Source organism: Methylococcus sp. EFPC2, assembly GCF_016925495.1.
In the GTDB taxonomy this organism is placed as follows: Bacteria; Pseudomonadota; Gammaproteobacteria; order Methylococcales; family Methylococcaceae; genus EFPC2.
Map to the genome: position 1 here is coordinate 4182574 of NZ_CP070491.1, position 24985 is coordinate 4207558.

A 24985-nucleotide genomic window follows, 5' to 3' on the forward strand; every position below is an offset into this window, starting at 1 on the left:
CCTGACCGGGGCGGTGCAGCGCTTGTCGCTATGTCAGCGTCCTAGCGCGATACGCGGACCGGTTCCAGGTGGTGTGCAGGTGTAGGTGATTTCGCCGTAGTCTTTGCCGGCCGTTTCCCGCAGTTTGGCATCACTCAACGCCGTTCCTTTTCCCGTTGCGGGCTCGAATTTGCCGTTGCCGTAAACGTATCCGCCCCGCCGGGTTTGCGCGATCAGATCGCATTCCCCCAGTTGAGCCCGGCTGATGAGGAGGTCGATTCTCGCTCCGACCCGGGCGGCGTTCTTGGAGGACAGCGTCACTTGTTGCCCGACGACCGGCGCGAGATTGCTGTCGAAGGCCAGCAAAAACGCTTCCAGGTCTCGCCGGAGGGTGATCTGATCCTGTTCCGGCACCACGGGATTGGGTAGCCCGCCCAGATTACCCGGGTCCTCGCCGTCGACGAGGAATTCGGGCAAAGCGACCGGGGTGCGCGGATCCAGGATCGGTATGGTCCCCGGCGGGCGCTGGAAGAACACCGACCCGCTGACGAAACGGAACACCGTGTCGGTACTGCCGTCGTGCAAAAAGCCGAATCCGCGGACCTGCTCACCTTGCGGGCCGACATTGGCCAGCGGCGCGAATTGCAGGCTGCCCGGCGGCGTGATCAGGAACGAGGGATTTTCCAATGCAGCCATGCCGAACATGCCGATTTTCTGATAAAGGTTGCGCAGATGCGGAATCTTGAAGAACTGCGATTCGCCCTCGAACGAGAACTGGCCATCCGTCCCGAAGAAGCCGGGGTGTTTGACCGCGGGAAACTGCCGGTTGCCGTCTTTATCCAGCACATGGCAGCCGTGGCAGGTCTGGAAGGTGTCGGATGGCAGCGTGCCCAGGAAAAAATCGTGTCCCCGTTGCTGCGATTCGTTGAGCGAGTTGTCCAGATTGCGGATCGGGTTGGGCGGATAGGTGATTTCAAGGATGAAATCGGTAAATGCCTGCATGTCCTCCTTAGCCAGCATGCTGTCCCGGCCATTCAAGCCGACGAACGCGATATTGAACTTGCGGAATGCCAGATCCTCGTCGAACGAGCCGCCATTCGGTTGCACGTTGTCGTCCGGGCTGTCCGCCCCTTCGCCCAGGATGGCCCGGTTGCCGCCGGTGCGGTCCCCGCGCCAGTGCATCGAGCCATGGTTATCCAGGCCACGCAGGCTTTGCGTGGTCATCGGCCCCTTCATCGGCCGGAAATGCGGAGTCAGCGGATTGGGTAACAAGTCTCCGGTGAGCGGATCGATCGCCCTGAGCAGGAAAAAACCGATGTCGGTATCGACTTTGAAAGGTCCGGTATTCTCGGTCTGATCGCCGTCGGGGTCGCCCAGATCCCAGGCCAGGCTATCGAGATCGCCGAATACATGGCAACTGGCGCAGGCGGAATCGCCATGGCTGGAGGTGAGCGAGGCATCGTAGAGGAAGCGTCGTCCCTTCACGATATGGGCGGGTTCGGGGTTGTACAGGTTCAGGTGCGAGACTTCCCGTTGCTTGTCCAGGTCGATGGTGGAGATGCCGTTGTCGAACCGCGTCAATACATAAAGCCGGCCGTGCGGGCGGTCCAATACCAGTCCGCTGGGCCCGCCGCCGCTGACAGGGATTTGCTTGCGGGCGTCCGGTACGAAACGATCGCTTTCCAGCTCCTGGGTATCATAGACCGCGACTTCGCGGGTGCCGAAAGCCGCCACGTACAGGGTGCGCCCGTCCGGCGTGATCGCCATGCCTTGCGGGAAGGCGACGCTGGTGTCGTTTTCCTTGTTCGGAATCGGATCGCAGCAATGGTCGTAGTCGATGTGTTTGTTGAGATGCCGGGGCTCCACCGACAGCCCCGAGCGGCCGAGAACGGTGATGCGGCTTTCGTGTAGATGTCCGCGAACCGTGTGCCCGGACGCCGCGCCGGCCCCTTCGAAGCGGTTCTGGTTCTGCGCCTCGGTGTTGGCCACGTACACGTGGCCGTTGGCCGGATTCACGATCATATTGAACAGCACGGTTCCAACCCCGCTGTAGGACTCGTCAGCGACCGCGCGCGGCGGATCGGCCATGGCGTCGATGGTGAAGACGTCGCGATCCGGCAGCGAAAACGGCACGAGGTCGTCCCAGTTCTGCCCCAGGTCGTCGACCCAGTGTCCATGGCGGAACTGTACGATCAGTCCGACGCTCGGCTGACTTTTTCCTTCATGGTTGACCAGCGGTTCCGGGGGGTTGTTGTGGGCAAGTCGCAATTCCGGATAGATGCGCCCGGGGATGGTCGTGATCGCCTGGCGAACCAGAAATTCGTTGATGGTCGTGGTCTTGTTGCCAGTATGAAAACCCGCGGCGTAAACCCGGCGACCATCGGGCGTTACCGTCAACGCGCGCGGCGTGTCGGTAAACAGCGTGATGACGGTGAGCGGATCACCTTCGAGCGTATCGCCGAGCTGATCGGCATCGAAGACCCATACATCGGCACGGCCGACACCGGGGGTGGTCAGTTGTGGATCGAAGCGGAGGTTTTGTCCGCGGTGCGCGGTGGTGATGAACGCTCGGCGTTTGCCTGGTCCGGCGAAAACGATGTCTCGCGGTTCGTCCCCTACCAACAGGGTGCGAACGACGCGGGCGTGCTCCTGTTCGTCGATATCTACGATGCTGATACTGTCGGACAGATGATTGACCACCCAGATTTCATGGTCGTTGCGCAGGGCCAGTGCAACAGGCTCCAGTCCGACGGGTACGGAAAACAAGGGGGTCAGCCCCGAGCGGTCGACGTGAAACACTTCCAGACGGTTGTTCGGCGTATTGAGCGCGAACAAGCGCCGGCCGTTTTTCGACAGTGCGATAGGGCGAGTCTGACCGGATTCAAATAGCGTAAAGCGCGAAGTCTCAAGAGGAGAGGGTGGTGCAGCCTGAGCGCCGTGCTCCCATAACATGGCCAGCCCCAGAAAAATGACTGCGATCATCGCGCATCGTGATCGTGATCGTGATCGTGATCGTGCCGTGAGAGCCGGTAACCGGGCGGTGGAAATGGACACAGATTGCCGGGTGCCGCCTGGCGTGAAAGTGAAGCTCAAGTCGATCTTGTTCATCGTCTCTCTCCATGTGTTCCATGAATAGATGCCACGTCGCCGACCGCAAGGTCTTCGACGAGGCATCTTTCCATAGCCTAGGGAAGGCGACTAGCTACAAAATCCCTTACGGCAAAACTCGTCATGGGCATTTCGCGGGCGTTGGGCTACCGAAAAGCCAATTCGCAATCCGCCAGGGTGGCAGCCGAGGAGCAGTGCCGGAGCAAGCTCAAGCTTGCCAGCGCCAAGCAAGACATAGCGCCCCGCTCCGCTGAGCGTTTGAGTTTACGCAGGATGACTAGGGCTCGAGGACAGGGGAACGATCAGGCGTAAGCTGAGGGCGGTCATGGAAGCGCGCGCCTCGATTCGGATCCTGGCGAGGCACGTGGAGCCGGTGAAGCCTAGCTCGGAGAACACGCGCTCTTTTCTCGCGGCGGCCGATATTATTAATCAGGCCCGTAAATACCCTCCTGGTATTTCGGGCCAAGGCCAAGGCCGGTTACACGCCCGGCCTTGGCTCACGTGGCCTGTCGCCGCGCCGGGGCATCCCTGCCCCGGATTAACCCGGCCCATGGAGATATATATGCATTTTTCCGCGAAATCTCCGAAATGAACCAGCCACAAGTTTGTAAGTCGTTGATCCTTTTGGCTTATATTCAAACGTCGCTCGTTTTGTCGTTTTGTCGTTTTGTCGTTTTGTCGTTTTGTCGATTCCGGCCCTGTTCCCACTCTTTTTGAGCCGGCAAGCCTTGGCTTGCGGAGGAAAGGAGAAGTTTTTACTAATGATATGGATCGAGACGAAACTATGTGACTTTTGCCTGCGTCAAATGCAGCAAGTCGGCACACCCACTTGAGGTAGGCGTACTACTCCGCCGGACTCAAAGGTTCCCGCCATAATCAATATCAGGAAGCCTCTATTCTGGGAACTTGTTGACATTCCCAAAAAGGGAACATAGAATTTTGTCGTACATGGAAAACATGAAGGCGGTGTATGCAATTGCTTGGCCTCATCAAGCTGGATGCTTTCAAGCGAACGCACGCGGATTCGCGCGGGCCACTGGATGTCTGGCAGGCGGAGGTCGAGAAAGCACACTGGAACGGCCCCCAGGATGTAAAAAATCGCTACCCAAGCGCGAGCTTTCTTGCGGACAACAGGGTGATTTTCAACATCAAGGGCAACACTTACCGGGTGGTAATCAAGGTGAGATACCAAAACGGGATCGTTTTGATTGAGTGGGTTGGGACTCACGCCGAGTATGACAAAAAGAACTTTTAGGTATGACGTGAGTGGGCGAGGCGGAGAGACGGAGGCTATATGAAGCAACAGGTTCGAGTTATTAAAACGCAGCGTGACTATGACGCAGCGATTGCTCGTCTGTCGGCTTTGATGGACGAAGAGATCACCCCAGGCTCCAGCAAGGAGGCAGAGCTTGAGCTTTGGGCTCTGGTAATCGAGTCTTACGAGCGCAGCAAGGTCGTGCCCATTTCCCCTGACCCGATTGAAGCCATCCATTTTCGGATGGATCAGCAGGGTTTGAAGAAAAAAGACTTGGTCCCTTACTTTGGCTCGCTATCGAAGGTTTCAGAAGTGCTTGCTCGCAAGCGGCCGCTGAGTTTGGTCATGATTCGGAAAATCCATAAAGGTTTGGATATTCCTGCTGACATTCTTCTAGGGGCTGCTGAAGACCAGGATATCGACCTATCCGAAGAGCCCCGCTACGACTATGCCAAATTCCCTTGGCAGGAAATGTTGAGTAGGGGTTACTTGAAGGACTTTGCCGGTTCCGTACAGCAGGCTAAAGAAAAGGGTGAGGAACTGATACGCGGTTTTATGCGCGGCGTGCCTGACCAGCCCGCACTCCTCCGAGCGCCGCTCAATCAAAGCGGCTCGCGAGTCATGGACGATTACGCCTTGCGGGTATGGTGTGTTACGGTCCTTAAGAAAGCGCGTCACCAAAAGCAAAACTTGCGAACCCAGTACAAACATGGCTCGATCACAGACGACTGGCTACGCGACCTAGCCAAGCTATCCTGCTTCGAGCAAGGACCTCGTCTGGTTCAGGAATATCTAGCGAATATCGGCATTGTTTTGGTCATTGAAGAGCACTTCAAGAAGACCTACCTTGACGGGGCTGCGATGCTTGACGACGGTATGCCGGTCATCGCCCTGACACTCCGGCATGATCGCTTAGATAATTTCTGGTTCGCGCTGATTCACGAGTTGGTGCACGTACAGAAGCACTTGAATGCTTCGAACCTGTTTATCTCCGACAACCTAGATGACAAGAGTCGATCCAGCAAAGAGGAATTGGAGGCTGATACAGGCGCCCGCGAGGCGTTGATTCCATCTGCCGAATGGGACGCCTCCGAAGTGAAGAATACGCATTCAGCAGAACACGTAATCACGCTGGCTGATCGACTCCGGGTTCATCCGGCTATTGTGGCAGGGCGGGTTCGTTACCAAACTGATAACTGGCGTCTTCTGACAGGCTTTAACGCAAGTGTCCGGAAGTACTTCGAAGACCAACTGGGAGGGAAAGCCGGGAGTCTCTGACCGGGGACTGCCACCGACAGCCTAAAGCGAAGAAATCAAAGAAAAACCCCGAAGCGCTACCAACACTTCGGGGCCTTTGGTGAGGTGAATAGGGGTCTACCAAACCACCCATGCACACAATGCTTTCACACAGCGAAGCATTCTAGCAGTTTGTGGCGCGCGGGCAAGCCAAAACCTCTCAATGCACATGAGGAATAGCTTATGGCTACTCGCCTTAAAAGCGTCTATGTCCGCGCTTACACTAGGTTCCGTTACGGATGCCTAGAGTTCGTGAGCCAACACTGGCGCTCGCACCCCGGCCAGATGGACCTTTTCGTCTGACCTACCAAGTGCGGGAATCGATCAATGCTCGCTTCCCGCCTTTCCACCATCCGCAAACTGGAGTTAATCAACATGGCTTCGAAAAAGACAACGAATGAACAAACATCCTCTCGTGTCGCTTCAACCGCTGCCAAACTGCTGAGAAAATCGAGCTCTTCTGCCGCGGTTAAATCTGTCGCGGCCTCAGCCCTTACTCAAAGGGGTAGTGGCAAGCCGAAGGGCAAGTGAACAGCACCCGTTACATCTCTCACCAGCTCTTGGTTCGCATAATTCGGTGTCCATGCCCGCTTTTTCAGGGCATGCCATTCGCGGGCAAGAACCTCGAACGTGTCGACCTCCACCGCTTACGCCGTTTTGACGGTTTTGCGGTGCTCTCCGGGGTCTACACCTTGGCGGAGTAATTCGCGGGCCTTGTCGCGCAGCTCGCGCGCGGCCTTGAGCGAAACCTCCGGATAGACGCCGAACGCAAGACGCTTTTCCTTGCCGGCATAGCGGTATTTCAGCCGCCAATACTTCGCCTCGTCGGGCATGACCTCTAAATACATGCCCCCACCGTCGAACATCCGTAAGGGCTTGGCGCCTGGCTTGGCGGCCTTGATTTCCACGTCCTTTAGGGGCATCTGGGGGCATCTCTTTTGGGGAAACCGAATATGCCCACGATTGTGCCCCCGGAATTTCCCGGTTTCAATCGGTTTTTATCGGTCTTTTTCGGAAGCTCAAGGCACAAAAAAGCCCGCATATTCACGGGCTTGGCGGATGTCTTCGGGCTTCCGCGGAACTGCAACTGGCGGAGAGGGTGGGATTCGAACCCACGGAAGGGATAAACCTTCAACGGTTTTCAAGACCGCCGCATTCAACCGCTCTGCCACCTCTCCGGGCCCAGTAGTATGCCCTAAGGCAGGCAATTTACGCAATCGGGACGCCACATGGACGCAGGAGCGCGGCAAGAGCCGCTTTCAGGCGCTGATCCGGTCCAGGCGATCGAGCGCCGTGCGATCGAGGCTGATCTCGGCGGATCGTAAGGTGTCCTCAAGCTGCGCAAGGCTGGTCGCGCTCACGATGGGTGCCGTGACACCCGGCTGCGCCATGACCCAGGCAATGGCGACCTGCGCGGGAGTGGCGTCGAGACGCGCGGCGATCTTGTCGAGCTCGGCGAGTATGTCGAGCCCGCGCGGATCCAGGTAATGGGCGACGGTCTGCGCGCGCGCCTTGCCCGCGAGATCGCTCTCCTTGCGATATTTTCCGGTGAGGAAGCCGCCGGCCAACGCGTAGTAAGAGAGCACGCCTAGGTCTTCGTCGAGACAGAGCGTCCGCAGCGGACCCTCGAAGAAGGACCGGTTGGCGAGGTGGTAATGGGGCTGCAGGCAGGCGAAACGCGGAAAGCCCTTGGTATCGGAGACCGCGAGCGCTTCGGCGAGCCGCGGTGCCACATAGTTGGAGGCGCCGATGGCGCGGACTTTGCCGGATTCGACCAGAAGCGCAAAGGCTTCGAGGGTTTCTTCCAGCGGCACGGATGCGTCGTCGATATGCGCCTGGTAGAGGTCTATCTGCTCAACCCCTAGGCGCTTAAGGGAGGCATCGGCCGAACGCAGGATATGGGACTTGGAAAGGCCCTTGCCGAAGGTCTTCATATCCATACCGACCTTGGTCGCGATGACGATCTTCTCGCGCGCGCCGCCGCGTCTGAGCCATTGACCGATGATGGCTTCCGATTCGCCGCCGCTATGGCCGTCCACCCAGGTGGAATAGACGTCGGCGGTGTCGATGAGTGAAAAACCGCGCTCGACGAACAGGTCTATGAGGGAAAGCGAGGTCGCCTCGTCGGCGGTCCAACCGAAGACATTGCCACCCAGCGCCAAAGGCGCGATCTCGATGCCGGTCGAGCCCAGTCTACGTTTTTTCATGCCGTCTTGGTTTGGTGCAGAAACAGGGCCAGAAAGGGTATCGGAGCGTATGGCTTTAGAGCCCCTAGTCGCGGGCACTTCGGGTCGAACGCCTCCCGCGAACGGCCCAGCTTTAGCGTCAGCGCTCGCTTTGGGCTTTGAGGTGGGCGACGAGTGCGCTGTCCATGGTGGAGACATGCAGTTTGAGCCAGCCCGGCAGGTTTTCCCGCACGAAGCAGCGGGCGAAAGGGATCAAGCCCCTGTCGACACGGGATTTGAACTGCCTGAACTCGCCGATCACGCGCTGGTGCTCACCCTTATGCTCGGCTTCGGCGGGAAAAGCAGATTGCCGCATCAGCTGGTTTTCCCGTTCGAAATGCTGCTCGGTATGTGAGCAGAGCTGTGCGAACAGCGCCGGAAATTCCGCATCGCTCTCTGCGTCCAAACGGCCCAGCAGATCCAGGAATTCAGCATGGTCCTGGTCGATCAGGTCGTGACCGACCTGTAATAGGCCAGCGTGTTCAAGGGTACTCATAGGTCTTAAGCCTCGGGGTCTGTGGCGCCAACCGGTATAGCCCCGCATTATTGCGGGCCCCGCTGCCCCTGGGTAGCCCATATACGCGTCTTTGCTCGAAACGCTGCATTTCTTCCGCTGGGATGGTGGTCCCATCTTCTTAAAACCTTTATTAAGGTGGCCTTATATATCCCTGGTCAGTGATTTGTGGGAGCGGGCTTTAGCCCGCGAAGATCGCGGCCTGAAGGCCGCTCCCACCATGAGATCTTTGGGCCGGGTAATAATGCAAAGTCTGCTCAACCAGGATATTTGCACCCCCGCCGATTCGGCACTCCGGCACAAAACCGACAAGATTGTCGCATTTCCAACCCCGATTTATGCCTAGCGCCGCCCCGGCTCCATTGACTGTTCTTCGCATCTGCCTCCGGGCCAGGCCATTTGGGCGCTAGTGTCTATGCCAGCTTCCGCTACCTGCTCCCCGGCAGCTTCTCTCCGGGACGTAGACGGTTCAGCTTGCCCCGGCCTGGTGCGCCTTAGCCACCCGCAGCCGTCTTTCGTCCTATCCAGCCCGCGTTCGACTGCGTAGTCGGCGCCCTGTGGCTCTTTCGTTTGCCATACAGGCCGTCCATGGTCCGCGATTTGCTTGTTCCTGGCCAGGTGTTCACTTTAAGAGGGCGATTCCGATGGCATTCACCGTGATCTGTCACAAGAATGACGTGGCCGAAGGGGGTATGGGCTTCTTCCAGGCCGGCAAAAAGAGCGTGCTGGTGATATGGCCAACCGGCGGCGAGCTCAAGGCGTATCGCGGGCGCTGCCCACATGCCGACATGCCCTTGAACGAAGCGAGCTTCGACGGGAAGACCGTCAGGTGCCAGTACCACCAATGGGGCTTTGACAGCAGCAGCGGCAAGTGTGTGACGCACCTGGTCCGCCACGCCCTCCACCCCTACGAATTGCGCGTTGAGGGTGACGAGGTTCAAGTCGACGTCGGGCCGATCAAGCCGCCGCGCTCGGCTGCCTGAGTCCACCCGTCGTCGAAAACGTGATCCTAGCTTGCTTCGTCCCCCGGCTTTTCCCAAGCTTGGGGGCTACATAAACCGCTCAGAATTTTCGCCATGCAGGTCCGTGCAGATTTTTCCCGGAAAGAGATCGTCCGGCTCGCAGAAGCCGAATGGGTGCCGTCCCCGCAATCGGGTGTAACTCGTTTGATGCTAGACCGGATAGGTGGCGAGATTGCGCGGGCCACCAGCCTGGTGCGTTTCGAGCCGGGCAGTCACTTCCCGTTTCACGTGCACGGCGGCGGCGAGGAAATCCTGGTAATCGAAGGCTCACTCGCAGACGAACATGGCGTTTACCCGGCGGGCACGTATTTGCGCGATCCCATAGGCACCTCGCATGCGCCACAGACGAAGGAAGGCTGCACGCTGTTCGTGAAGCTTAGGCAGTTCTCGCCGGATGACACGCTCAGGTCGGTCATCGATACGCGGTCACAACCCTGGATCAGGGCGGGCCGCGACGGTATGGCCGCCATGCCGCTGCATGATTTCGACGGAGTATCGACTTATCTGATCCGCTTGCGGCCCGGACTCCGCCTGGAGTGCAATTTTCATCCGGGCGGCGAGGAAATTCTCGTGCTCGAGGGCGTTTTCTGCGACGAGGACGGCACTTATCCGGCCGGCAGTTGGATACGCAGCCCCGTCGGCAGCACGCATAAGCCTTATACCGAAGAAGGCTGCGTACTGTTCATCAAGGAAGGCCATTTGCGCCCGGAAAAACGCTATGCCTTCGAGGCCAGCGGCATCAACGCCCAGTGAAGCAGTTCAGGCAAGGTCGGGGCTAGAAGCGCTCGACGCAGCTACGCAATTCAATCTCCCAGGACCAGGCACCGGGTGGCTGATCGAGTACGGCGAGATAACTATCGGCGATATTACCGGGAGTAAAGTCGCGTTCCCCGCCTTCTGCAGCCACGACACCGTCGATCACGAAATGCGCGACATGGATGCCCTGTGGCGCCAGTTCTTTGGCCAAGCTTTGCGTCAGCCCACGCAGGGCGAATTTGCCCATGGCGAATGCGCTCGATCGCGCAAAGCCTTTCACGCTGGCCGTCGCACCGGTGAAGAAAATCGCCCCCCGGCCTAGCGGCAGCAAGCGCCGCGCGGCTTCCTGGGCCACGGCGAATGCACCCAAGGCATTGATCTGCAAGCTGTGAGCGACGACCTCGGGCTGCAGGTCGGTGATCGCGCCAGGATATCGGGCGGCGGCATTGAACAGGACGACCTCCGGCGCTCCCAAATCCCGTTCGACGGCAAGAAACAGTTCTGCAACGGAGGTATGTGAACTGACGTCCACAGGATAGGCTCGACAGTTTAACGAGGCCGCCAGCGCCTCCAGCCGTGACAATTGGCGCGCGGCCAAGGCCACGGTATAACCGCGTGCGACGAGGCGGGAAGCGAAGGCACCACCGATGCCGGGACCGGCGCCTACGATCAAAGCAACCGGCGCCGTCATAGCGCTACCCTCGTCGCAAGGAATCTCCCGGTACCTGTCGATCTGTTCAGGCCGGACGCGTAAATTTTTGCTGCCGCGGGATTACGCGCGCTTTCGATTTCGGACATGTGGGAGCTCCAACGGTGGGCGGTTAAGAATGGCAATGGTACTTTCGTGCAGACGTTTTATTAAGCCGCCGTTCGTGCATCCTTTGTTTACCAGAACCGCCGAGTTCTGCCCTGGACCGTCCTGGACCCTGAGGGCCTCACACCACTACAAAAGGCCGACAGCCAACTGAGCGCGGCAAAAGGGAGAGTCCACAATTTGCTGGATGTGGTGCGCCAATGCCGCGATCTGGATTTGTTGCGGCCGTTGGCGGAAACGACGCTGGCGAAGCGGATGGAATTCGAGGTGGCGCAACGGCTCGGGGCCGAGCGGCATGAGCGCAGCGCTGAGCGTGGGCCTATCGCAATGGCTACCGCGACCGGACCTTGGATATGCGCTTGGGCACGTTGGAGTTGGCCATCCCGAAGCTACGCCGGGGGAGCTATTTCCCGTCCTACCTGGAACCGAGGCGGTTGTCGTAGCGGGCCCTAGTGGCGGTGATTCAACAGGCCTGGGTCGGGCGAGCTTCGGCGAGCGCCGCGACTAAAACGGCCGGGCGGCGTATCGACGCGCAAGATGGACGCCTTGGACGCGGAATGGGGCGACAAGTACCGGGCGGTGATTCGGAGCTGGCGTGGTCACTGGGACAACATCATTCCGTTTTTCCAGTTCCCCGCCGGGCTCAAGTCATCGAGGGAGTTATTTTCAAGGACGGAGTACGGGAAGACATTGAGAAAATCGCCGCCTGATCGACATTTCCATACACAACTTTTGACCATTTCTCATGCACACCCTTACAAACCCTGGCTGCTGGAAATGAGGTGTGGGACCAAAAAGTCAGCCACTTGAATTTGATCTGACAACCAGGTGCATCCAAAACAGGTAACTGTCAGATCAGGTCGCGACTTCTACAGCTAGCGCGTCAGACCTTGAGTTACGCGATGAGAGTATTTCTCGAGCAAGTCCTTTTTCCAGGAGTCGAGCAGGTGGAATCTGCCCGCCATGCGATGCCTCGAATTCGGAGCCATCCGTTTGGGTAGCGGTTTACGCCATACCTCGAACTCCAGCCTTCCGGCCTGCCGAGGATCGGCATACACCACATAATCCGCTTGCTCATCGACCCATGTTTGGACGTTGTTGTCGGTCAAGCATTGGAAGCCCAACGATTTCAGGCGCTCCGCAGCAAATGCAAGTTGCTCGGGCGAACGTGGCGGAGACCAAGCATAGCTTCCCTCATCCAGCAGCTTAGGCTCACTACCAGGTGACACACGGTAGAGCGTTTCCGTCTTGCGCCTTTGCAGCTCTGCTGCCTTGGATGCGCTCAAGGCTTCTTCTTCCGCCGACGCAAATTTTTCATCCCAGTGATCTTGGGCCAGATGAGATACCGTCTCCATGACGACGCATCGCTGGTTCCCCCATCCGACGAGATGACGCCGTAACCCTTCAGGCAGTGAATAGCCCTCGACGTAGGGGGAACTACTGCCCTGGCCACACAGCGGGCACATCGCTCTCCGTTCGCCGAACATGTCGGAAGGGTGCGCAGAATGCCCGGCTTGCTCGATTAATTCGTCAACGACCCCGTCCATCCACCGATGCCCGTCTTGGCGCGAAGCGCAAGAGTAATAGCCACGCAGGAGCCCCCCAAACTCCGCAGGCATCAAGTTGATGATCGTAGACCGAGCCATCCATAAATCCGATTTGAGGCGAGCGATTTCTTCGTCGCGTGACGGTTGGTTCCAGGGTTTCATCGTGAGCTCCTTAGTTAATCCGAATTAGCCGACTGTCCAGTCACAGTAGTGCGGGTTCGAGCCGCCGCTTCGCAGTATCTTGTCCTCCATGCCCGCCAGACGCATCTGGCGCTTCTTCACTGTGGATTCAACCGGTGGATGCAACATACTAGATCTGCATAGGCAGAAGGAGTGTTGCAGATGAAACAGCGACCCCGAATCTATTACACGGACAGCCAGAAGGCGCTGATGTGGGAGCGCTGGAGAAAGGGCGACTCCCTCCAGCAGATTGCGCAACTATTCGATCGCAACCACTCGTCGGTTCAGAGAATTCTGGCGGAGACAGGTGGGATACCTCCTGCTCCGCGATGTCGCTCTAGGTTGGCGCTGACGCTGAGCAACCGGGAAGAAATTTCCCGAGGTTTGGTTGCGGGGCACTCCATTCGTACCCTTGCAAGCCAGCTCGGGCGAGCGCCTTCCACCATCAGCCGAGAAATCAATCGCAATGGAGGTCGGAGTTGCTATAGAGCCAGCCAAGCCGACCAGGCTACCTGGGATCGGGCGCGTCGTCCCAAGCGTTGTAAGCTGGTGGAGAGCCGAACGCTTGCCCACATCGTGGCGAACAAGCTCCAGTTGCTGTGGTCGCCGGAACAGATTGCCGGATGGCTCAAGCGCATCTATCCCGACCATGCAAGTCATCAGGTGTCACACGAGACGATCTATCGCACCTTGTTCATCCAAACCCGAGGGGCTTTGAAGAAGGAGTTGCTGGCGTATTTGCGTCGTACACGCGCCATGCGCCGTTCTCGTCATCACACTCAGAAGACGGACAATCACGGCCGAATCGTCGATACCGTGTCCATTAGCGAACGTCCTGCCGCGGCGGATGATCGGGCCATACCGGGGCATTGGGAAGGCGACCTGCTGTGCGGCAGCAAGAACAGTCAGATTGCGACGCTCGTGGAACGTCAGTCACGTTACGTGATGCTGCTCAAACTGTCCGGAAAGGACACCGAAACCGTCACCAATGCGTTGATCAAGAATGCTCATAAATTGCCGCAAGAATTATACAAATCGCTGACCTGGGACCGGGGCAAGGAAATGGCTGACCACAAGGAGCCTGTCAGAAATTTTGTGTGTGAGGCATAACATGTTGTTAAGGAGCATGTATGCCAAGCAAGACGAGCAAGAAGAAACCGGCAGCGGCGCTGCCCAGCATTCCGAAAGAACTCATAGACCAGATGGTCAGTGGCCCGATGGACGCCGAGGCGATCAATGCCGCCTCGATGGCGTTCAAGAAGGCGCTGATCGAACGTGCACTGGGCGCCGAACTCAGCCATCACCTGGGTTACCCACCCGGCGCCGACAAGCCCGGCGAGGTGGGCAATCACCGCAACGGGGTGACCGGCAAGACGGTGCTGACCGAAGACGGGCCGCTTCGGATCGACATCCCGCGCGACCGTCAGGGCAGCTTCGAACCCCTGCTTATCCCTAAGCACGAGCGGCGCTTCACCGGTTTCGATGACAAGATCGTGGCCATGTACGCCCGGGGCATGACGGTGCGCGAGATTCAGGGCTTCCTGGCCGAGCAGTACGGCACCGAGGTTTCACCGGAATTCATCAGTTCAGTCACCGATGCGGTGATGGCCGAGGTCACCGCCTGGCAGTCACGCCCGCTCGAAGCCATGTATCCGGTGGTGTTCTTCGATGCTCTGCGGGTCAAGATTCGCGAGGAGGCGGTGGTCCGCAACAAGGCGATCTACCTGGCCTTGGCTGTTCTGCCAGACGGCACGCGCGACATCCTCGGGTTGTGGATCGAGAACACCGAGGGCGCCAAGTTCTGGATGAAGGTCTTCAATGACCTCAAGACGCGCGGTGTGGTCGACATCCTGATCGCCGTCACCGACGGCCTGAAGGGCATGCCCGAGGCCTTGGCCGCCGTTTTCCCAGCGACCACGCTGCAGACCTGTATCGTGCATCTGATTCGCAACAGCCTCGACTACGCGAGTTGGAAGGACCGTAAGGCACTGGCGGCAGCGATCAAGCCGATCTACACCGCGCCCAGCGCCGAAGCCGCGCTGGCCGAACTCGACGCGTTCGAGCAAGGCCTCTGGGGTGAGAAATTCCCGACCGTGGTCGCCGCCTGGCGGCGGGCCTGGGACCGGGTGATTCCCTTCTTTGCCTTCCCGCCCGCCATCCGCCGGGTGATCTACACGACCAATGCCATCGAGAGCATCAACGCCCGACTGCGCAAGATCCTCAAGACGCGTGGCCATTTCCCGAGCGACGATGCTGCCAGCAAGCTGATCTGGCTGGCCTTGCGCAACATTACGGCCGACTGGGGACGGGCGGCCAAGGATTGGAAGGACGCCATGAACCAATTCGCCATCCTCTACGCTGAACGCTTTGAAGCGGCTCGCGGATAAAATGACCACCGACTTTGCCACCGCGCCCTCTGCCTACGGTCTGAACGGACCTTCGGCAGCCGTCACCGTGGAAAAGTCTACTCACGCCTCACACACAGAAATTCTGACGCCCCCACCACAAGCGTTTTACTTTGGCTACCGACATCCAAGTCTATTTCTGTGATCCGCACCACCCTTGGCAACGGGGAACCAATGAGAATACCAACGGACTTCTGCGCCAGTATTTCCCGAAGGGAATTGACTTGTCTGCCTATTCACAAGCCAAGCTTAATGCCGTAGCGCGAGAATTGAATGGGCGCCCAAGGAAAACACTAAACTACGAAACGCCAGCACAACGATTTCACCAAACCGTTGCATCCACCGGTTGAATCCACAACTAAGAGCGGCTCAAAGCTACCCTGACGGTCGCGAGGCGTTTCGATTTCCAACTCGCCAAACGCCCCTTTAACCGTTTTGCTGGCCTTGCCGTTGCGGGTGTTGCCGCGACGTTGGCCGGGCTCGTTTTTCGCGTGCCCTTCGTATCCCAGGTGCGCGTCCATCTCGGCATCGAGACTGCGGTTGATCAGCCGGTGTAGCAACTGCGAGTAAAGCGCATCCACGTCTTGTGGGGTCTTGCAGTCCTTCATAAGTTCGTCCAGTGTTTTGAGCTTGAGGGCCATTTTCTGCTCCTAGAGGCGGTGTGCCGCCAGTCTGTCAAAGAGCAGTTACGCAGCTCAATTTACAAACACGCAAGCTGGCTGTTACGAATCACTGGTTGCGGCGGTCTACGGTCGGTATTGTGTGCGTGCGAGTGCGTTTCGACGTCAACAAACAAATAAACAGGACATGATCCATGGCTACGACGTTTACACCGAGTGTATCGAGCGCGATCAGTTCGGCGCTGTCTCGCCGAGGCATCGACTTGCTGAGTGGTATTTTCCGCGGCGGAGATGAAAAGGAAATCGGCCGTATCGCCGATTTGATCCTGGCGCAGACGGGAATCCAGATCAGCGACGCGGCCGACGACAAGTTAAGCGACGAGCAGTGGGTCAAGCTGAAAGAATTCGAGTTGCAAAACCAGGAGGATTTGCTGCCGGTGCGGCAGAAAGGGGAGGAGCAGAATCTGGAACTGGAGGCGCAGAAACTGGCCAATCAGGACCGGAAGAATGCCCGCGATCTGCAGATCGCCGCCATGAACAGTTCGGACCCCTGGATACGCCGTTTCATCCACGGGTTTGCGGTGTTGATCACGCTGTTGACCTTCGCATTCGTGTTCAAAGCAGCCTTTTCCAGCGAGCCCATCGATCCGGAAAGATTGCGGATCATCGACACCGTGATCGGCTTCCTGCTGGGCACTTCGCTTTCGGCCATCATCCAGTTTTTCTACGGCTCCAGCTATAGCAGCTCCAACAAGCAGGACCAGATCGAGCGGCTGACGCAACGCATCAACCAGCAGCCGCGGCGCGAGGGAGAATGAGCTATGAGTCTGGTAAGCGAACAATCGATATTCCTGCTGCAGGTCGGCGAGCTAATACGCAAGGCCCACGAGCTGGGTTTCGTGGTCACCGGCGGCGAGTTGTACCGCACGCCGGAGCAGCAAGCCTTGTATATGAAAAACGGCCGCAGCAAGACCATGGGCAGTCAGCACCTCAAGCGGCTCGCGGTCGACCTGAATTTCTTCAAGGAAGACGCCGATGGCGGTCTGGCGCTCACCTACGACGCCGACGCGCTACGCCCCTTGGGACAGTATTGGGAAAGCCTGGACAGCGCCAATCGTTGGGGAGGTAATTGGTCGAGCTTCAAGGACACGCCGCATTTCGAGCGTCGGCCGGCGAGCGCGGTGGAAGCGCCATCCGTGAGCACAGCCGGAGCGGTCGAGGCCGTAGCCGAGGTGGCCGGCGTCGCGGGACGAGCGGTGGGGGGGAGCGCAAGCCGGGGTGGCGCAGGCTTGCTCGCCGCCGCGGTCGGTGTGCGTTGTCCGAACCAGCGCGACGATGTGGAGACGGTGCAGAGAATCCTGAATCTCAGCCTGGAGGCCGGAAAAATCGCTTTGGATGCGCCGCTGAGCACCGACGGTGCGTTCGGCGGCAAGACTTTGGCGGCGATTTCCGCCTTTCAACGTGCCGCCTTGGGCGAGACGGAGCCGGACGGCGTGGTGTCGGTCAAAGGGGCGACCTGGTCGGCCCTGTGCGACTTTCTTCCGACCGTCGACCAGGAGGCCTTCATGGCCTTGCTGTATCTGCGCGCGGCCGAGGCGGACGCGAGCGGCTTTCACGCCTCGTTGCTCGCTACGATGAAGCAGCGCGGCATCGACAGCCCCTTGCGCATCGCCCACTTTCTCGCCCAATTGGGTCATGAAAGCGGCGAGCTGCGTTTCCATGAGGAGATCGCGTCCGGCAAGGCTTATGAGGGTCGGGCTGATTTGGGCAACACACGGTCCGGTGACGGCCCGCGTTTCAAAGGCCGCGGCTTGATACAACTGACCGGGCGGGCGAACTACGAATCCTACGGGAAAGCCATCGGACGCAAGGACGAAATCCTCGCCCAGCCGACCCTGATAGCGACCGATCCGGCCCTCTGTGTGGATGTGGCCGGCTGGTATTGGGAGACGCGCAAGATCAATCCGTTGGCCGACCGAGACGACCTGATCGCGGTGACCAAGAAGATCAACGGCGGAACCAATGGCCTGGAGGACCGGCGCCGCCTGTTGGTCCGGGCGAAAGGCTTGCTCGGAATAGGGTGATGGCTGGGGTTCGCGCTGCTCTAAGTGCGCCAAAGGATGCATGGGGTGCAGACATCCTCACAGCAAGAACATCGTCGCCAATCCCAGGAAGATGAAGAAACCCATGCTGTCGGTGATGGCGGTCAGCAGGACGCTGGCGCCGATGGCGGGGTCGAGCTTGAGTTGGTGGCGCACCAGGGGTATAGCCAGACCCATGATGGCGGCCACCAGTAGATTCAGCATCATGGCGGTGGCCATGACGATGCCCAGCTCGCTGTCGTGGTACAGGCCGTAGGCGACCAGGCCGATGAGCGAACCCCACACCAGGCCGTTGAGCACGGCGATGCCCATTTCCTTGGCGACCAGCTTGCGTACGTTGGCTCCGCCGATCAGCCCCAGGGCCAGCGAGCGGACGATGAGGGTGGTGGTTTGCGTGCCGGTATTGCCGCCGATGCCGGCGACGATGGGCATGAGCGAAGCCAGCGCGACGATGCGTTCGATGGTGCCCTCGAACAAGCCGATGACGCGGGTGCTGAGGAAGGCTGTGACCAGGTTGATGCCCAGCCAGACCCAGCGGTTCTTGAGACTCTGCCAGATGCCGGAAAACAGGTCTTCTTCTTCCAGCAGGCCGGCCTGGGACAGCAATTCGTCGTCCGACTGCTGGCGTATGTAGTCCACGATGGCCTCGACGCGCAGACGGCCCTGCAGGCGGTTGTGCTCATCCACGACAGGCGCGGTGAGCAAGTCGTAGCGCTCGAAGGCGCGGGCGGCGTCGGCAGCCTGGTCGCTCAACTTGAAGCTGACCACCTCGCGCGACATCAGCTCGGAAACCTTCGCTTCCGGGTTGTTGACCAATAGCCGTTTGAGCGAAAGCACGCCTTTCAGCACGTCCTGCTGATCGACCACGAAGAGCTTGTCGGTATGTTCAGGCAGGTCGCCGCGCCGCCTGAGGTAGCGCAACACCACGCCCAGGGTGATGTCGTCGCGGATGGTCACCATGCCGAAGTCCATCAGCGAGGCCACCATGTCTTCCTCGTGCGCTAGCACCGATTCCAGCCGCGCGCGGTTCTGGTCGTTGAGCGATTCCAGCAGTTCCTGCAAGACTTCTTCCGGCAGGTCCGGGGCGAGGTCGGCGATTTCGTCGGTGTCCAGTTGCTCCGTCGCGGTGAGGAGTTCCTGGGTGTTCATGTCCGAAATCAGGGTCTGACGCACCGCGTCGGACACGTCTAGCAAGACCTGGCCGTCCAGTTCGGACTCGACCAGATTCCATACCACCAGGCGCTGCTCCAGGGGGAGCGCTTCGAGGATGTAGGCGATATCGGCGGAATGGAGCTTGTCGAGCTTCTGCTTAAGCGCGGCCTGATGGCGCTTGTGCAGCAGGGTTTCGATCAGCTCATGGCGGGGCATGGACTGGTGCTGGACGATGGTTTCTTCCAGCTTCTGTTTTTCCAGCAGTTCGACGACTTCTTCCAGGTGCAGCTTGAGCAGGTCGTCGGTCGGGGTGCTGTTCGGGTCTGCCATGGTGAGCCGGAGTAAGGTCGAGGAGGAGGGCGGGGGCTGTGTTCGACCTTGCGGCCGGTGTTAATAGGGTGGTTTCCCCCGTTTTCGTAACGATCGCATACCCATGTCGAATTGGCTCAAAGCGCCATGATGACGTCGGGACTGGCGCTGAGATCGCGGTAGATGGCGTCCAGTTGCGCCTGGTCGCGGGCCCGCACCACGATGGTTACGGCGGCGAACTTACCGCCCGTGCTCGGGCGGCTGCTCACGGCGTTTTCGCCCAGGTCGGGCGCGTGGCGGCGCACGATTTCCACCACGCGCAGGTCGAAGTCTTCCCCACAGCGGCCGAAAGCCTTGATCGGGAAGTCGCAGGGGAATTCCAGCAGGGGCGGGCGGGGCTCGCTCATAAGCCTCGGCGCAGCAGTGCCTTGCGGGCCTGATACAAATCGTTCACGCGCGCCCACAGCGGGCCGGGGATGCCGTCACCCACTTTTACCCCGTCCAGCTCCACGATGGGGAGGACTTCGCGGGTGGAACTGGTGACCCAGACTTCGCTCGCGCGCTTGAGTTCGTCGAAAGCGATCTTGCGTTCTTCCAGGGCAATGCCGTTGTCGTGGGCGATTTCCACCACCAGGTCGCGGGTGATGCCGGGCAAAATGTCATGGCCCTTGGGCGGGGTCATCAAGATGCCGTCGACCACGGCGAACAGATTGCTCGCGGCGCCTTCGATGGCGTAACCGTCCCGCACCAGGATCGCTTCGGCGCAGCCTTGCTCCACCGCTTGCTGGCGCAATAAAACATTGCCCAGCAGGGTGATGGCCTTGATGTGGCACCATTGCCAGCGGATATCCGGCACGGTGATGGCTGAGACGCCTTGGGCCGGAATCGGCGCGATGGGCGTGCACATCGCGAACACCGTGGGCGGTACCGGATCCTTAGGGAAGGCATGGTCTCGCTTGGGCGGCGCGCCGCGGGTGATTTGCAGGTAGATCGACTGGTCGTCTTCGCCTTCGATCAAACGGGCGAACAAGGCCTCCCATTCCGCGTCGCCGAGCGGGGAGACAATGCGCAAGCCGGCCAGACTGTTGTTCAGTCGTGCCAGGTGTTCGGCCAGGCGGAAGGGTTTGCCGCCGTACACCGGTATCACTTCATATACGCCGTCGCCGAAGAGGAAACCGCGGTCGAGGACCGAGATCTTGGCCTGCGCCAGCGGCAAAAACTCGCCGTTGAGATATACGATTTGTTCGTGTGCCATCGGTGTTTGGTGCAAGATCGAAGAAGCGAGTAGGTGGCCTGGGCCCTATTTGAGCATCAACTGCAGGGTATCCAGGCCGCGTCGGAACCAGCCGCCTACAGCTACGTCCTTCATGGCCGACAAATCGATCTGACCCACCGTCTGGTCGTTCAGCGCGACCTTGATCGCGCCCAGTTTGTCGCCCTGTTTCACGGGTGCGGTGATGGAGTTGTTGACCTCCATGGAGGCTTTCAGGTTGTTGTACTGGCCGCGCGGGAAGGTGACGTGAAAGTCGCGCGGCAAGCCCAAGTCGACGGTCGTGTTTTCGCCCTTCCACACGCGGGCTTCGGCCAGCTTCTCGTTGGCCTTGTAAAGCGGGCGGGTTTCGAAGAAGCGGAAGCCATAATTCAGCAACGCCTGGTTGGCGTTGGCCCGCTCGTTGTCGCTCTTGGTGCCCAGCACCACGGAGATCAAGCGCATGCCTTCGCGCAAGGCCGAGGTCACCAGGCAATAGCCCGCTCCGTCGGTATGGCCGGTCTTGACGCCATCCACGGTCGGGTCGCGCCACAACAGCCGATTGCGATTGGTCTGCTTGATGTTGTTGAACAGGAACTCCTTGATGGAGTGCCATTTGTAGTACTCGGGGAATTCTTCGATCATCGCCCGCGTGAGTATGGAGAGGTCGCGGGCCGTGGTGTAATGATCCGGGTCGGGCAATCCCATGCTGTTCTTGAAATGGGTGTTCTTCATGCCCAGTCGTTCGGCGTTCTGGTTCATGAGCTGGGCGAACACGGATTCGTCGCCGGCGACATGCTCGGCCAGCGCCACGCTGGCGTCGTTGCCGGACTGCACGATCATACCCTTGAGCAGATTCTCCACGGAAATCGCGGCACCTACCTGGGCGAACATGCGCGAACCCTCGGTGCGCCAGGCCTTCTCGCTCACCGTGACCATGTCTTCCAGCTTGAGATTGCCCTTGGACAATTCGCGGAACACCACGTAGGCGGTCATGATCTTGGTCAGACTGGCGGGCTCCAGGCGGGTGTCGGCCTCTTTCTCGGCCAGCACCTTGCCGCTGTTGAAGTCGATCAATACATAGGCCTTGGCGCCCAATTCGGGGGCTGCGGGTATCAGTATCTGGTCGGCGGCAACTGACACGCGGCCGAAGCCGAACAGCAGGATGGAGAAGATGAACAGCATGGAACGCAGCGGGTTGAATCTCATGGCCTTTCCACTTGGCTTTGCGTTGCGACAATGGCGGCATTGTAACACGGGGGCGCTTGCAAATTGCCGGGCGGACTGTCGTGCGGGATTTAGATTTTCTGGTAGCGCTCCGCTACCATGTGCGGCTCTTTCATCTCACTCGAGGCACGCGCGATGGACGTTATGGAACGTATCAAACAGCAATTGGAGGCTAATCCGGTATTGCTCTACATGAAGGGCACGCCCGATTTCCCTCAGTGCGGATTTTCCGGACGGGCCGTACACATCTTGGAGCAATGCGGGGTCGATTACGGCTATGTGAACATCTTCGAGGATCCGGAAATCCGCGAGAACCTCAAGGTCTATTCGCAGTGGCCCACGTTTCCCCAGTTGTTCATCAAGGGAGAACTCGTCGGAGGCAGCGACATCATGCTGGAGCTTTTTCAGAGCGGAGAGTTGCAAAAGCTGCTGGCGACTGCGACCCAAAGCCCCGATCAAGCCTGAATCGCCCCGCCCGCCAAGTCCGCCCAGCGATTGACGATGGCGCAAAACAGCCGTGCCGTTTGCTCCGCATCGTATACGGCCGAGTGCGCCTCGCTGTTGTCCCAGTCCAGCCCGGCCGCTTGCGCGGCCTTGGCCAGGACCGTCTGGCCGTAAACCAGGCCGCTCAGGGTGGCCGTGTCGAAGGTGGAAAAGGGATGGAATGGATTTTTTTTGATGCCGCTGCGCGCCACCGCGGCGTTGAGGAAGCCGATGTCGAAGGCCGGGTTGTGGCCCACCAGGATGGCGCGCGTGCATCCGTTGCGTTTGATCGCGCTGCGGATGGGCTGGAAGATTTTCGACAAGGCGTCGACCTCATCCAGGGCTATCCGGAAGGGGTGGAAGGGATCGATCTTGTTGAAAGCCAAGGCCGACTCTTCCAGACGAGCGCCGGGGAACGGATTGACGTGGCTGGCGTGGGTCTCGTGCAGGCTCAGTCGCCCGTTTTCATCCATGGCCGGGATGACGGCGGCGATCTCCAGTACCGCGTTTTTCACGGGATCGAAGCCCGAAGTCTCGATATCGACAATCACCGGCAAATAGCCGCGGAAGCGCTTGGCAAAAAGCGGTTTTTCCTGACTCATGGGAAAATTTCTGGTGCTGAGTATGGCGGGAGCGCCCATTATAATGAGCCGCTCGGCTTTTTGGCGCGAAGTCGCGCAGGTTCGATGCCGGGGGCATTTTGTGCTAGAGTAAGCGTCACCTATGACTTCCGGGCCCTCGGGTACGAGGCAAGCAAACGGGACTAAATAAAAATGATGAAGATCACTCCTAATAGCTGTCGGATAGCCCTGGTTTCGGGCTTGATTATTGCCGTCACGGGTTGCGCCAGTACGCCCAAGAACGATCCTCGCGATCCCTGGGAAGGCTGGAATCGCGAGGTGCAGAGTTTCAACGACGGCCTGGACGACTATTTCATGAAACCGGTTGCCAAAGGCTATCAGTGGATTACGCCGGATTTCGTCGATCGTGGCGTAAGCAATTTCTTCAGTAACGTCGACGACATCGGAGTGGTCCTCAACGACGTCCTGCAGGGCAAGCTGTTGCAGACCAGTCAGGACACGGGCCGTCTCCTGGTCAATACGTCTCTGGGTATTGGCGGTTTCGTGGATGTCGCCAGCGCGATAGACCTGCCCAAGCACGAGGAAGATCTGGACCAGACCCTGGGTTATTGGGGCGTCCCTTCGGGACCCTACGTGGTCTTGCCTTTGATCGGACCGAGCACGCCGCGCGGCGCATTTGGGCTTGCCGGCGATACGGCGGCGAACCCCTTGAACTGGATCACCCCGGGCGCCATTGGCTTTGGCACCGGCACCGTGAAAACGGTCGATTTTCGCGCCGACTTGCTGAGCGCCACGAAAATTGCCGACGAGGCTTCGGTGGACCGCTACGAGTTCATCCGCAATGCCTACTTCCAGCAGCGCAATTACAAGATACACGACGGCAATCCGCCCATCGAGGACGATATCGAGAAACAGATGGACGAGCTGGAGGCCGGCGGCAACGGCAATGGCCTGAAATAGCGTTTCCCGACTACGGCCGCTTGCGGAGGCCCGCGCCCCCAAATGTGGGGGTCGCGGGCTTCGCCGTTTTGGGGCAGGGCTTAGGCCAGCAGTTTCCAGGCGATGCTTTCGCCGCTTCGCAGGGGGGTCAAGCTGTCTGCGCCGAACGCATAGCCGGCCGGGGCGGTCCAGGGGCTTTTTTCCAGCGTGACGGTGCGCGTGTTGCGCGGCAGGCGATAGAAGTCCGGTCCGTTGAGGCTGGCGAAGCGTTCCAAGTTTTCCAGTCTGCCGACGGATTCGAAGGCTTCGGCGTAGAGTTCCAGGGCGGCATGAGCGGTGTAGCAACCGGCGCAGCCACAGTCCGATTCCTTTGCGCTCTTGGGATGCGGCGCGCTATCGGTGCCGAGGAAGAATTTCGCCTCGCCACTGGAGGCGGCTTCGATGAGCGCCTGCCGGTGAGCCTCCCGCTTCAGCACGGGCAGACAGTAGTAATGCGGCCTTATCCCGCCGGCCAGCAGGGCGTTGCGGTTGTACAGCAGATGATGGGCGGTGATCGTGGCGGCCACCTGGGGGCTCGCCGCGCGCACGAACTGCACGCCGTCTCTCGTCGTCAGATGTTCCAGCACGACGCGCAGCCTCGGGAAGCGTCTGACGATGGGCGCCAGCTCCCGGTCGATGAAAATCCGCTCGCGATCGAAAATGTCTATTTCCGGATCCGTCACTTCTCCGTGTACCAGCAATGGAACGTCGTATTTCTCCATCGCTTCCAGGACCGGATAGACCTTGTCCAGGCCACCCACGCCAGCTTCGGAGTGCGTGGTCGCTCCGGCCGGATACAACTTGAACGCATGGACGTGAGGGCAGGCCGCGGCTTCCCTGACGTCGTCCGCCGTGGTCGATTCGGTCAAATACAGCGTCATCAACGGCTGGAATCCGCTGCCGGCGGGCAAGGCGGCCAGGATGCGCTCGCGGTAGGCCAGGGCTAGCGCTACCGTGGTGACCGGCGGTTTCAGATTGGGCATGACGATGGCGCGAGCGAACTGCCGCGCGCTGTGCGCAACCACGTGCGCCAATGCGGCGCCGTCGCGCAGGTGCAGATGCCAGTCGTCGGGTTGGATCAGGGCGAGTCTTTGCATGCGGTAAGATAAGGCCTGGTTGGCTGGGACCGGCATGTTAACACCGCCGGTCCCGGCTCTTGAAAATCCCTAGTGGCATCCCCAAC

Annotated in this window: 21 protein-coding genes, 1 tRNA gene and 4 pseudogenes; 12 read left to right on the plus strand and 14 right to left on the minus strand. The window is 59.5% G+C overall.

The window, feature by feature from the left end:
* Positions 1-33: 33 nt before the first annotated feature.
* On the minus strand, positions 34-2961 hold the full coding sequence (locus JWZ97_RS17960; protein WP_205431972.1) for a hypothetical protein: 2928 nt from the start codon (positions 2959-2961) through the stop codon (positions 34-36).
* A gap of 1096 nt (positions 2962-4057) precedes the next feature.
* Between JWZ97_RS17960 and JWZ97_RS17965 the strand changes: the two genes are divergently transcribed.
* Entirely contained in the window at positions 4058-4342 is a 285-nt protein-coding gene (locus JWZ97_RS17965; RefSeq protein ID WP_205431973.1) for a type II toxin-antitoxin system HigB family toxin, read from the plus strand.
* Between the two features lie 39 nt (positions 4343-4381).
* The gene (locus tag JWZ97_RS17970; protein ID WP_205431975.1) at positions 4382-5620 is read left to right on the plus strand and encodes an ImmA/IrrE family metallo-endopeptidase; all 1239 of its coding nucleotides are present in this window, start codon (positions 4382-4384) and stop codon (positions 5618-5620) included.
* A 665-nt stretch (positions 5621-6285) separates the two neighbouring features.
* On the opposite strand, the gene JWZ97_RS17975 is transcribed toward JWZ97_RS17970, so the two are convergent.
* From JWZ97_RS17975 to JWZ97_RS17990, 4 genes are all read right to left on the minus strand, one after another.
* A complete protein-coding gene (locus JWZ97_RS17975) occupies positions 6286-6561 on the minus strand; it encodes an Arm DNA-binding domain-containing protein (RefSeq protein WP_205431977.1) in 276 nt (91 codons plus the stop codon).
* A gap of 165 nt (positions 6562-6726) precedes the next feature.
* Positions 6727-6816: transfer RNA gene (locus tag JWZ97_RS17980), tRNA-Ser, on the minus strand.
* 81 nt (positions 6817-6897) lie between these two features.
* Positions 6898-7845 (minus strand): aldo/keto reductase, encoded by a 948-nt coding sequence (locus JWZ97_RS17985; protein WP_205431979.1) that lies wholly within the window; start codon positions 7843-7845, stop codon positions 6898-6900.
* A gap of 118 nt (positions 7846-7963) precedes the next feature.
* Positions 7964-8359, minus strand: coding sequence for a bacteriohemerythrin (locus tag JWZ97_RS17990; RefSeq protein ID WP_205431981.1), 396 nt, complete (start codon positions 8357-8359; stop codon positions 7964-7966).
* A gap of 662 nt (positions 8360-9021) precedes the next feature.
* Here JWZ97_RS17990 and JWZ97_RS17995 point away from each other — a divergent pair.
* Together JWZ97_RS17995 and JWZ97_RS18000 are read left to right on the plus strand one after the other, a co-directional pair.
* Positions 9022-9360, plus strand: a complete 339-nt coding sequence (locus JWZ97_RS17995; RefSeq protein ID WP_205431989.1) for a Rieske 2Fe-2S domain-containing protein — start codon at positions 9022-9024, stop codon at positions 9358-9360.
* Between the two features lie 93 nt (positions 9361-9453).
* Entirely contained in the window at positions 9454-10152 is a 699-nt protein-coding gene (locus JWZ97_RS18000) for a cupin domain-containing protein (RefSeq protein ID WP_205431990.1), read from the plus strand.
* Positions 10153-10174: 22 nt separating this feature from the next.
* Here JWZ97_RS18000 and JWZ97_RS18005 read toward each other — a convergent pair whose 3' ends face one another.
* On the minus strand, positions 10175-10846 hold the full coding sequence (locus tag JWZ97_RS18005) for an SDR family NAD(P)-dependent oxidoreductase (RefSeq protein WP_205431991.1): 672 nt from the start codon (positions 10844-10846) through the stop codon (positions 10175-10177).
* 303 nt (positions 10847-11149) lie between these two features.
* Between JWZ97_RS18005 and JWZ97_RS20150 the strand changes: the two are divergent.
* Positions 11150-11409 (plus strand): annotated as a pseudogene (locus JWZ97_RS20150) (transposase); the annotation flags it as partial.
* 435 nt (positions 11410-11844) lie between these two features.
* On the opposite strand, the gene JWZ97_RS18015 reads toward JWZ97_RS20150, so the two are convergent.
* The gene (locus JWZ97_RS18015; RefSeq protein WP_205431993.1) at positions 11845-12678 is read right to left on the minus strand and encodes a hypothetical protein; all 834 of its coding nucleotides are present in this window, start codon (positions 12676-12678) and stop codon (positions 11845-11847) included.
* A 180-nt stretch (positions 12679-12858) separates the two neighbouring features.
* Between JWZ97_RS18015 and JWZ97_RS18020 the strand changes: the two are divergent.
* The 3 genes and pseudogenes from JWZ97_RS18020 to JWZ97_RS18030 all read left to right on the plus strand — a co-directional run.
* Positions 12859-13773: pseudogene (locus JWZ97_RS18020) on the plus strand (IS30 family transposase); the annotation flags it as partial.
* 53 nt (positions 13774-13826) lie between these two features.
* Complete coding sequence (locus tag JWZ97_RS18025) at positions 13827-15083, plus strand: IS256 family transposase (RefSeq protein ID WP_205428540.1); 1257 nt, start codon at positions 13827-13829, stop codon at positions 15081-15083.
* A gap of 116 nt (positions 15084-15199) precedes the next feature.
* Positions 15200-15451 (plus strand): annotated as a pseudogene (locus JWZ97_RS18030) (IS30 family transposase); the annotation flags it as partial.
* A gap of 6 nt (positions 15452-15457) precedes the next feature.
* Here the strand turns inward: JWZ97_RS18030 and JWZ97_RS18035 are convergent.
* Positions 15458-15742 (minus strand): annotated as a pseudogene (locus tag JWZ97_RS18035) (transposase); the annotation flags it as partial.
* 173 nt (positions 15743-15915) lie between these two features.
* Between JWZ97_RS18035 and JWZ97_RS18040 the strand changes: the two are divergent.
* Together JWZ97_RS18040 and JWZ97_RS18045 are read left to right on the plus strand one after the other, a co-directional pair.
* Positions 15916-16539, plus strand: a complete 624-nt coding sequence (locus JWZ97_RS18040) for a hypothetical protein (protein WP_205432001.1) — start codon at positions 15916-15918, stop codon at positions 16537-16539.
* 3 nt (positions 16540-16542) lie between these two features.
* Positions 16543-17805, plus strand: a complete 1263-nt coding sequence (locus JWZ97_RS18045) for a M15 family metallopeptidase (RefSeq protein WP_205432002.1) — start codon at positions 16543-16545, stop codon at positions 17803-17805.
* 57 nt (positions 17806-17862) lie between these two features.
* Here JWZ97_RS18045 and mgtE read toward each other — a convergent pair whose 3' ends face one another.
* The 4 genes from mgtE to JWZ97_RS18065 all read right to left on the minus strand — a co-directional run bounded on the left by mgtE (position 17863) and on the right by JWZ97_RS18065 (position 21718).
* Positions 17863-19305, minus strand: coding sequence for a magnesium transporter (gene mgtE, locus JWZ97_RS18050; RefSeq protein ID WP_205432013.1), 1443 nt, complete (start codon positions 19303-19305; stop codon positions 17863-17865).
* A gap of 116 nt (positions 19306-19421) precedes the next feature.
* Positions 19422-19691, minus strand: coding sequence for a YbeD family protein (locus JWZ97_RS18055; protein WP_205432014.1), 270 nt, complete (start codon positions 19689-19691; stop codon positions 19422-19424).
* Positions 19688-20539 (minus strand): D-amino acid aminotransferase, encoded by an 852-nt coding sequence (locus tag JWZ97_RS18060; protein WP_205432015.1) that lies wholly within the window; start codon positions 20537-20539, stop codon positions 19688-19690. The genes JWZ97_RS18055 and JWZ97_RS18060 overlap by 4 nt, the downstream gene beginning before the upstream one ends.
* 45 nt (positions 20540-20584) lie before the next feature.
* Positions 20585-21718 (minus strand): D-alanyl-D-alanine carboxypeptidase family protein, encoded by a 1134-nt coding sequence (locus JWZ97_RS18065; protein ID WP_371822631.1) that lies wholly within the window; start codon positions 21716-21718, stop codon positions 20585-20587.
* 177 nt (positions 21719-21895) lie between these two features.
* Between JWZ97_RS18065 and grxD the strand changes: the two genes are divergently transcribed.
* Positions 21896-22225 (plus strand): Grx4 family monothiol glutaredoxin, encoded by a 330-nt coding sequence (grxD, locus tag JWZ97_RS18070; RefSeq protein ID WP_205432017.1) that lies wholly within the window; start codon positions 21896-21898, stop codon positions 22223-22225.
* On the opposite strand, the gene rnt is transcribed toward grxD, so the two are convergent.
* A complete protein-coding gene (rnt, locus tag JWZ97_RS18075; RefSeq protein ID WP_205432018.1) occupies positions 22216-22845 on the minus strand; it encodes a ribonuclease T in 630 nt (209 codons plus the stop codon). The two genes, grxD and rnt, sit on opposite strands and share 10 nt — an antisense overlap.
* Positions 22846-23016: 171 nt before the next feature.
* On the opposite strand from rnt, the gene JWZ97_RS18080 reads away from it, so the two are divergent.
* The gene (locus JWZ97_RS18080) at positions 23017-23784 is read left to right on the plus strand and encodes a VacJ family lipoprotein (protein WP_371822542.1); all 768 of its coding nucleotides are present in this window, start codon (positions 23017-23019) and stop codon (positions 23782-23784) included.
* A gap of 80 nt (positions 23785-23864) precedes the next feature.
* Here JWZ97_RS18080 and pyrC read toward each other — a convergent pair whose 3' ends face one another.
* Positions 23865-24899: a dihydroorotase gene (gene pyrC / locus JWZ97_RS18085; RefSeq protein WP_205434718.1), complete on the minus strand. Its 1035-nt coding sequence runs from the start codon at positions 24897-24899 to the stop codon at positions 23865-23867.
* Between the last annotated feature and the right edge of the window lie 86 nt (positions 24900-24985).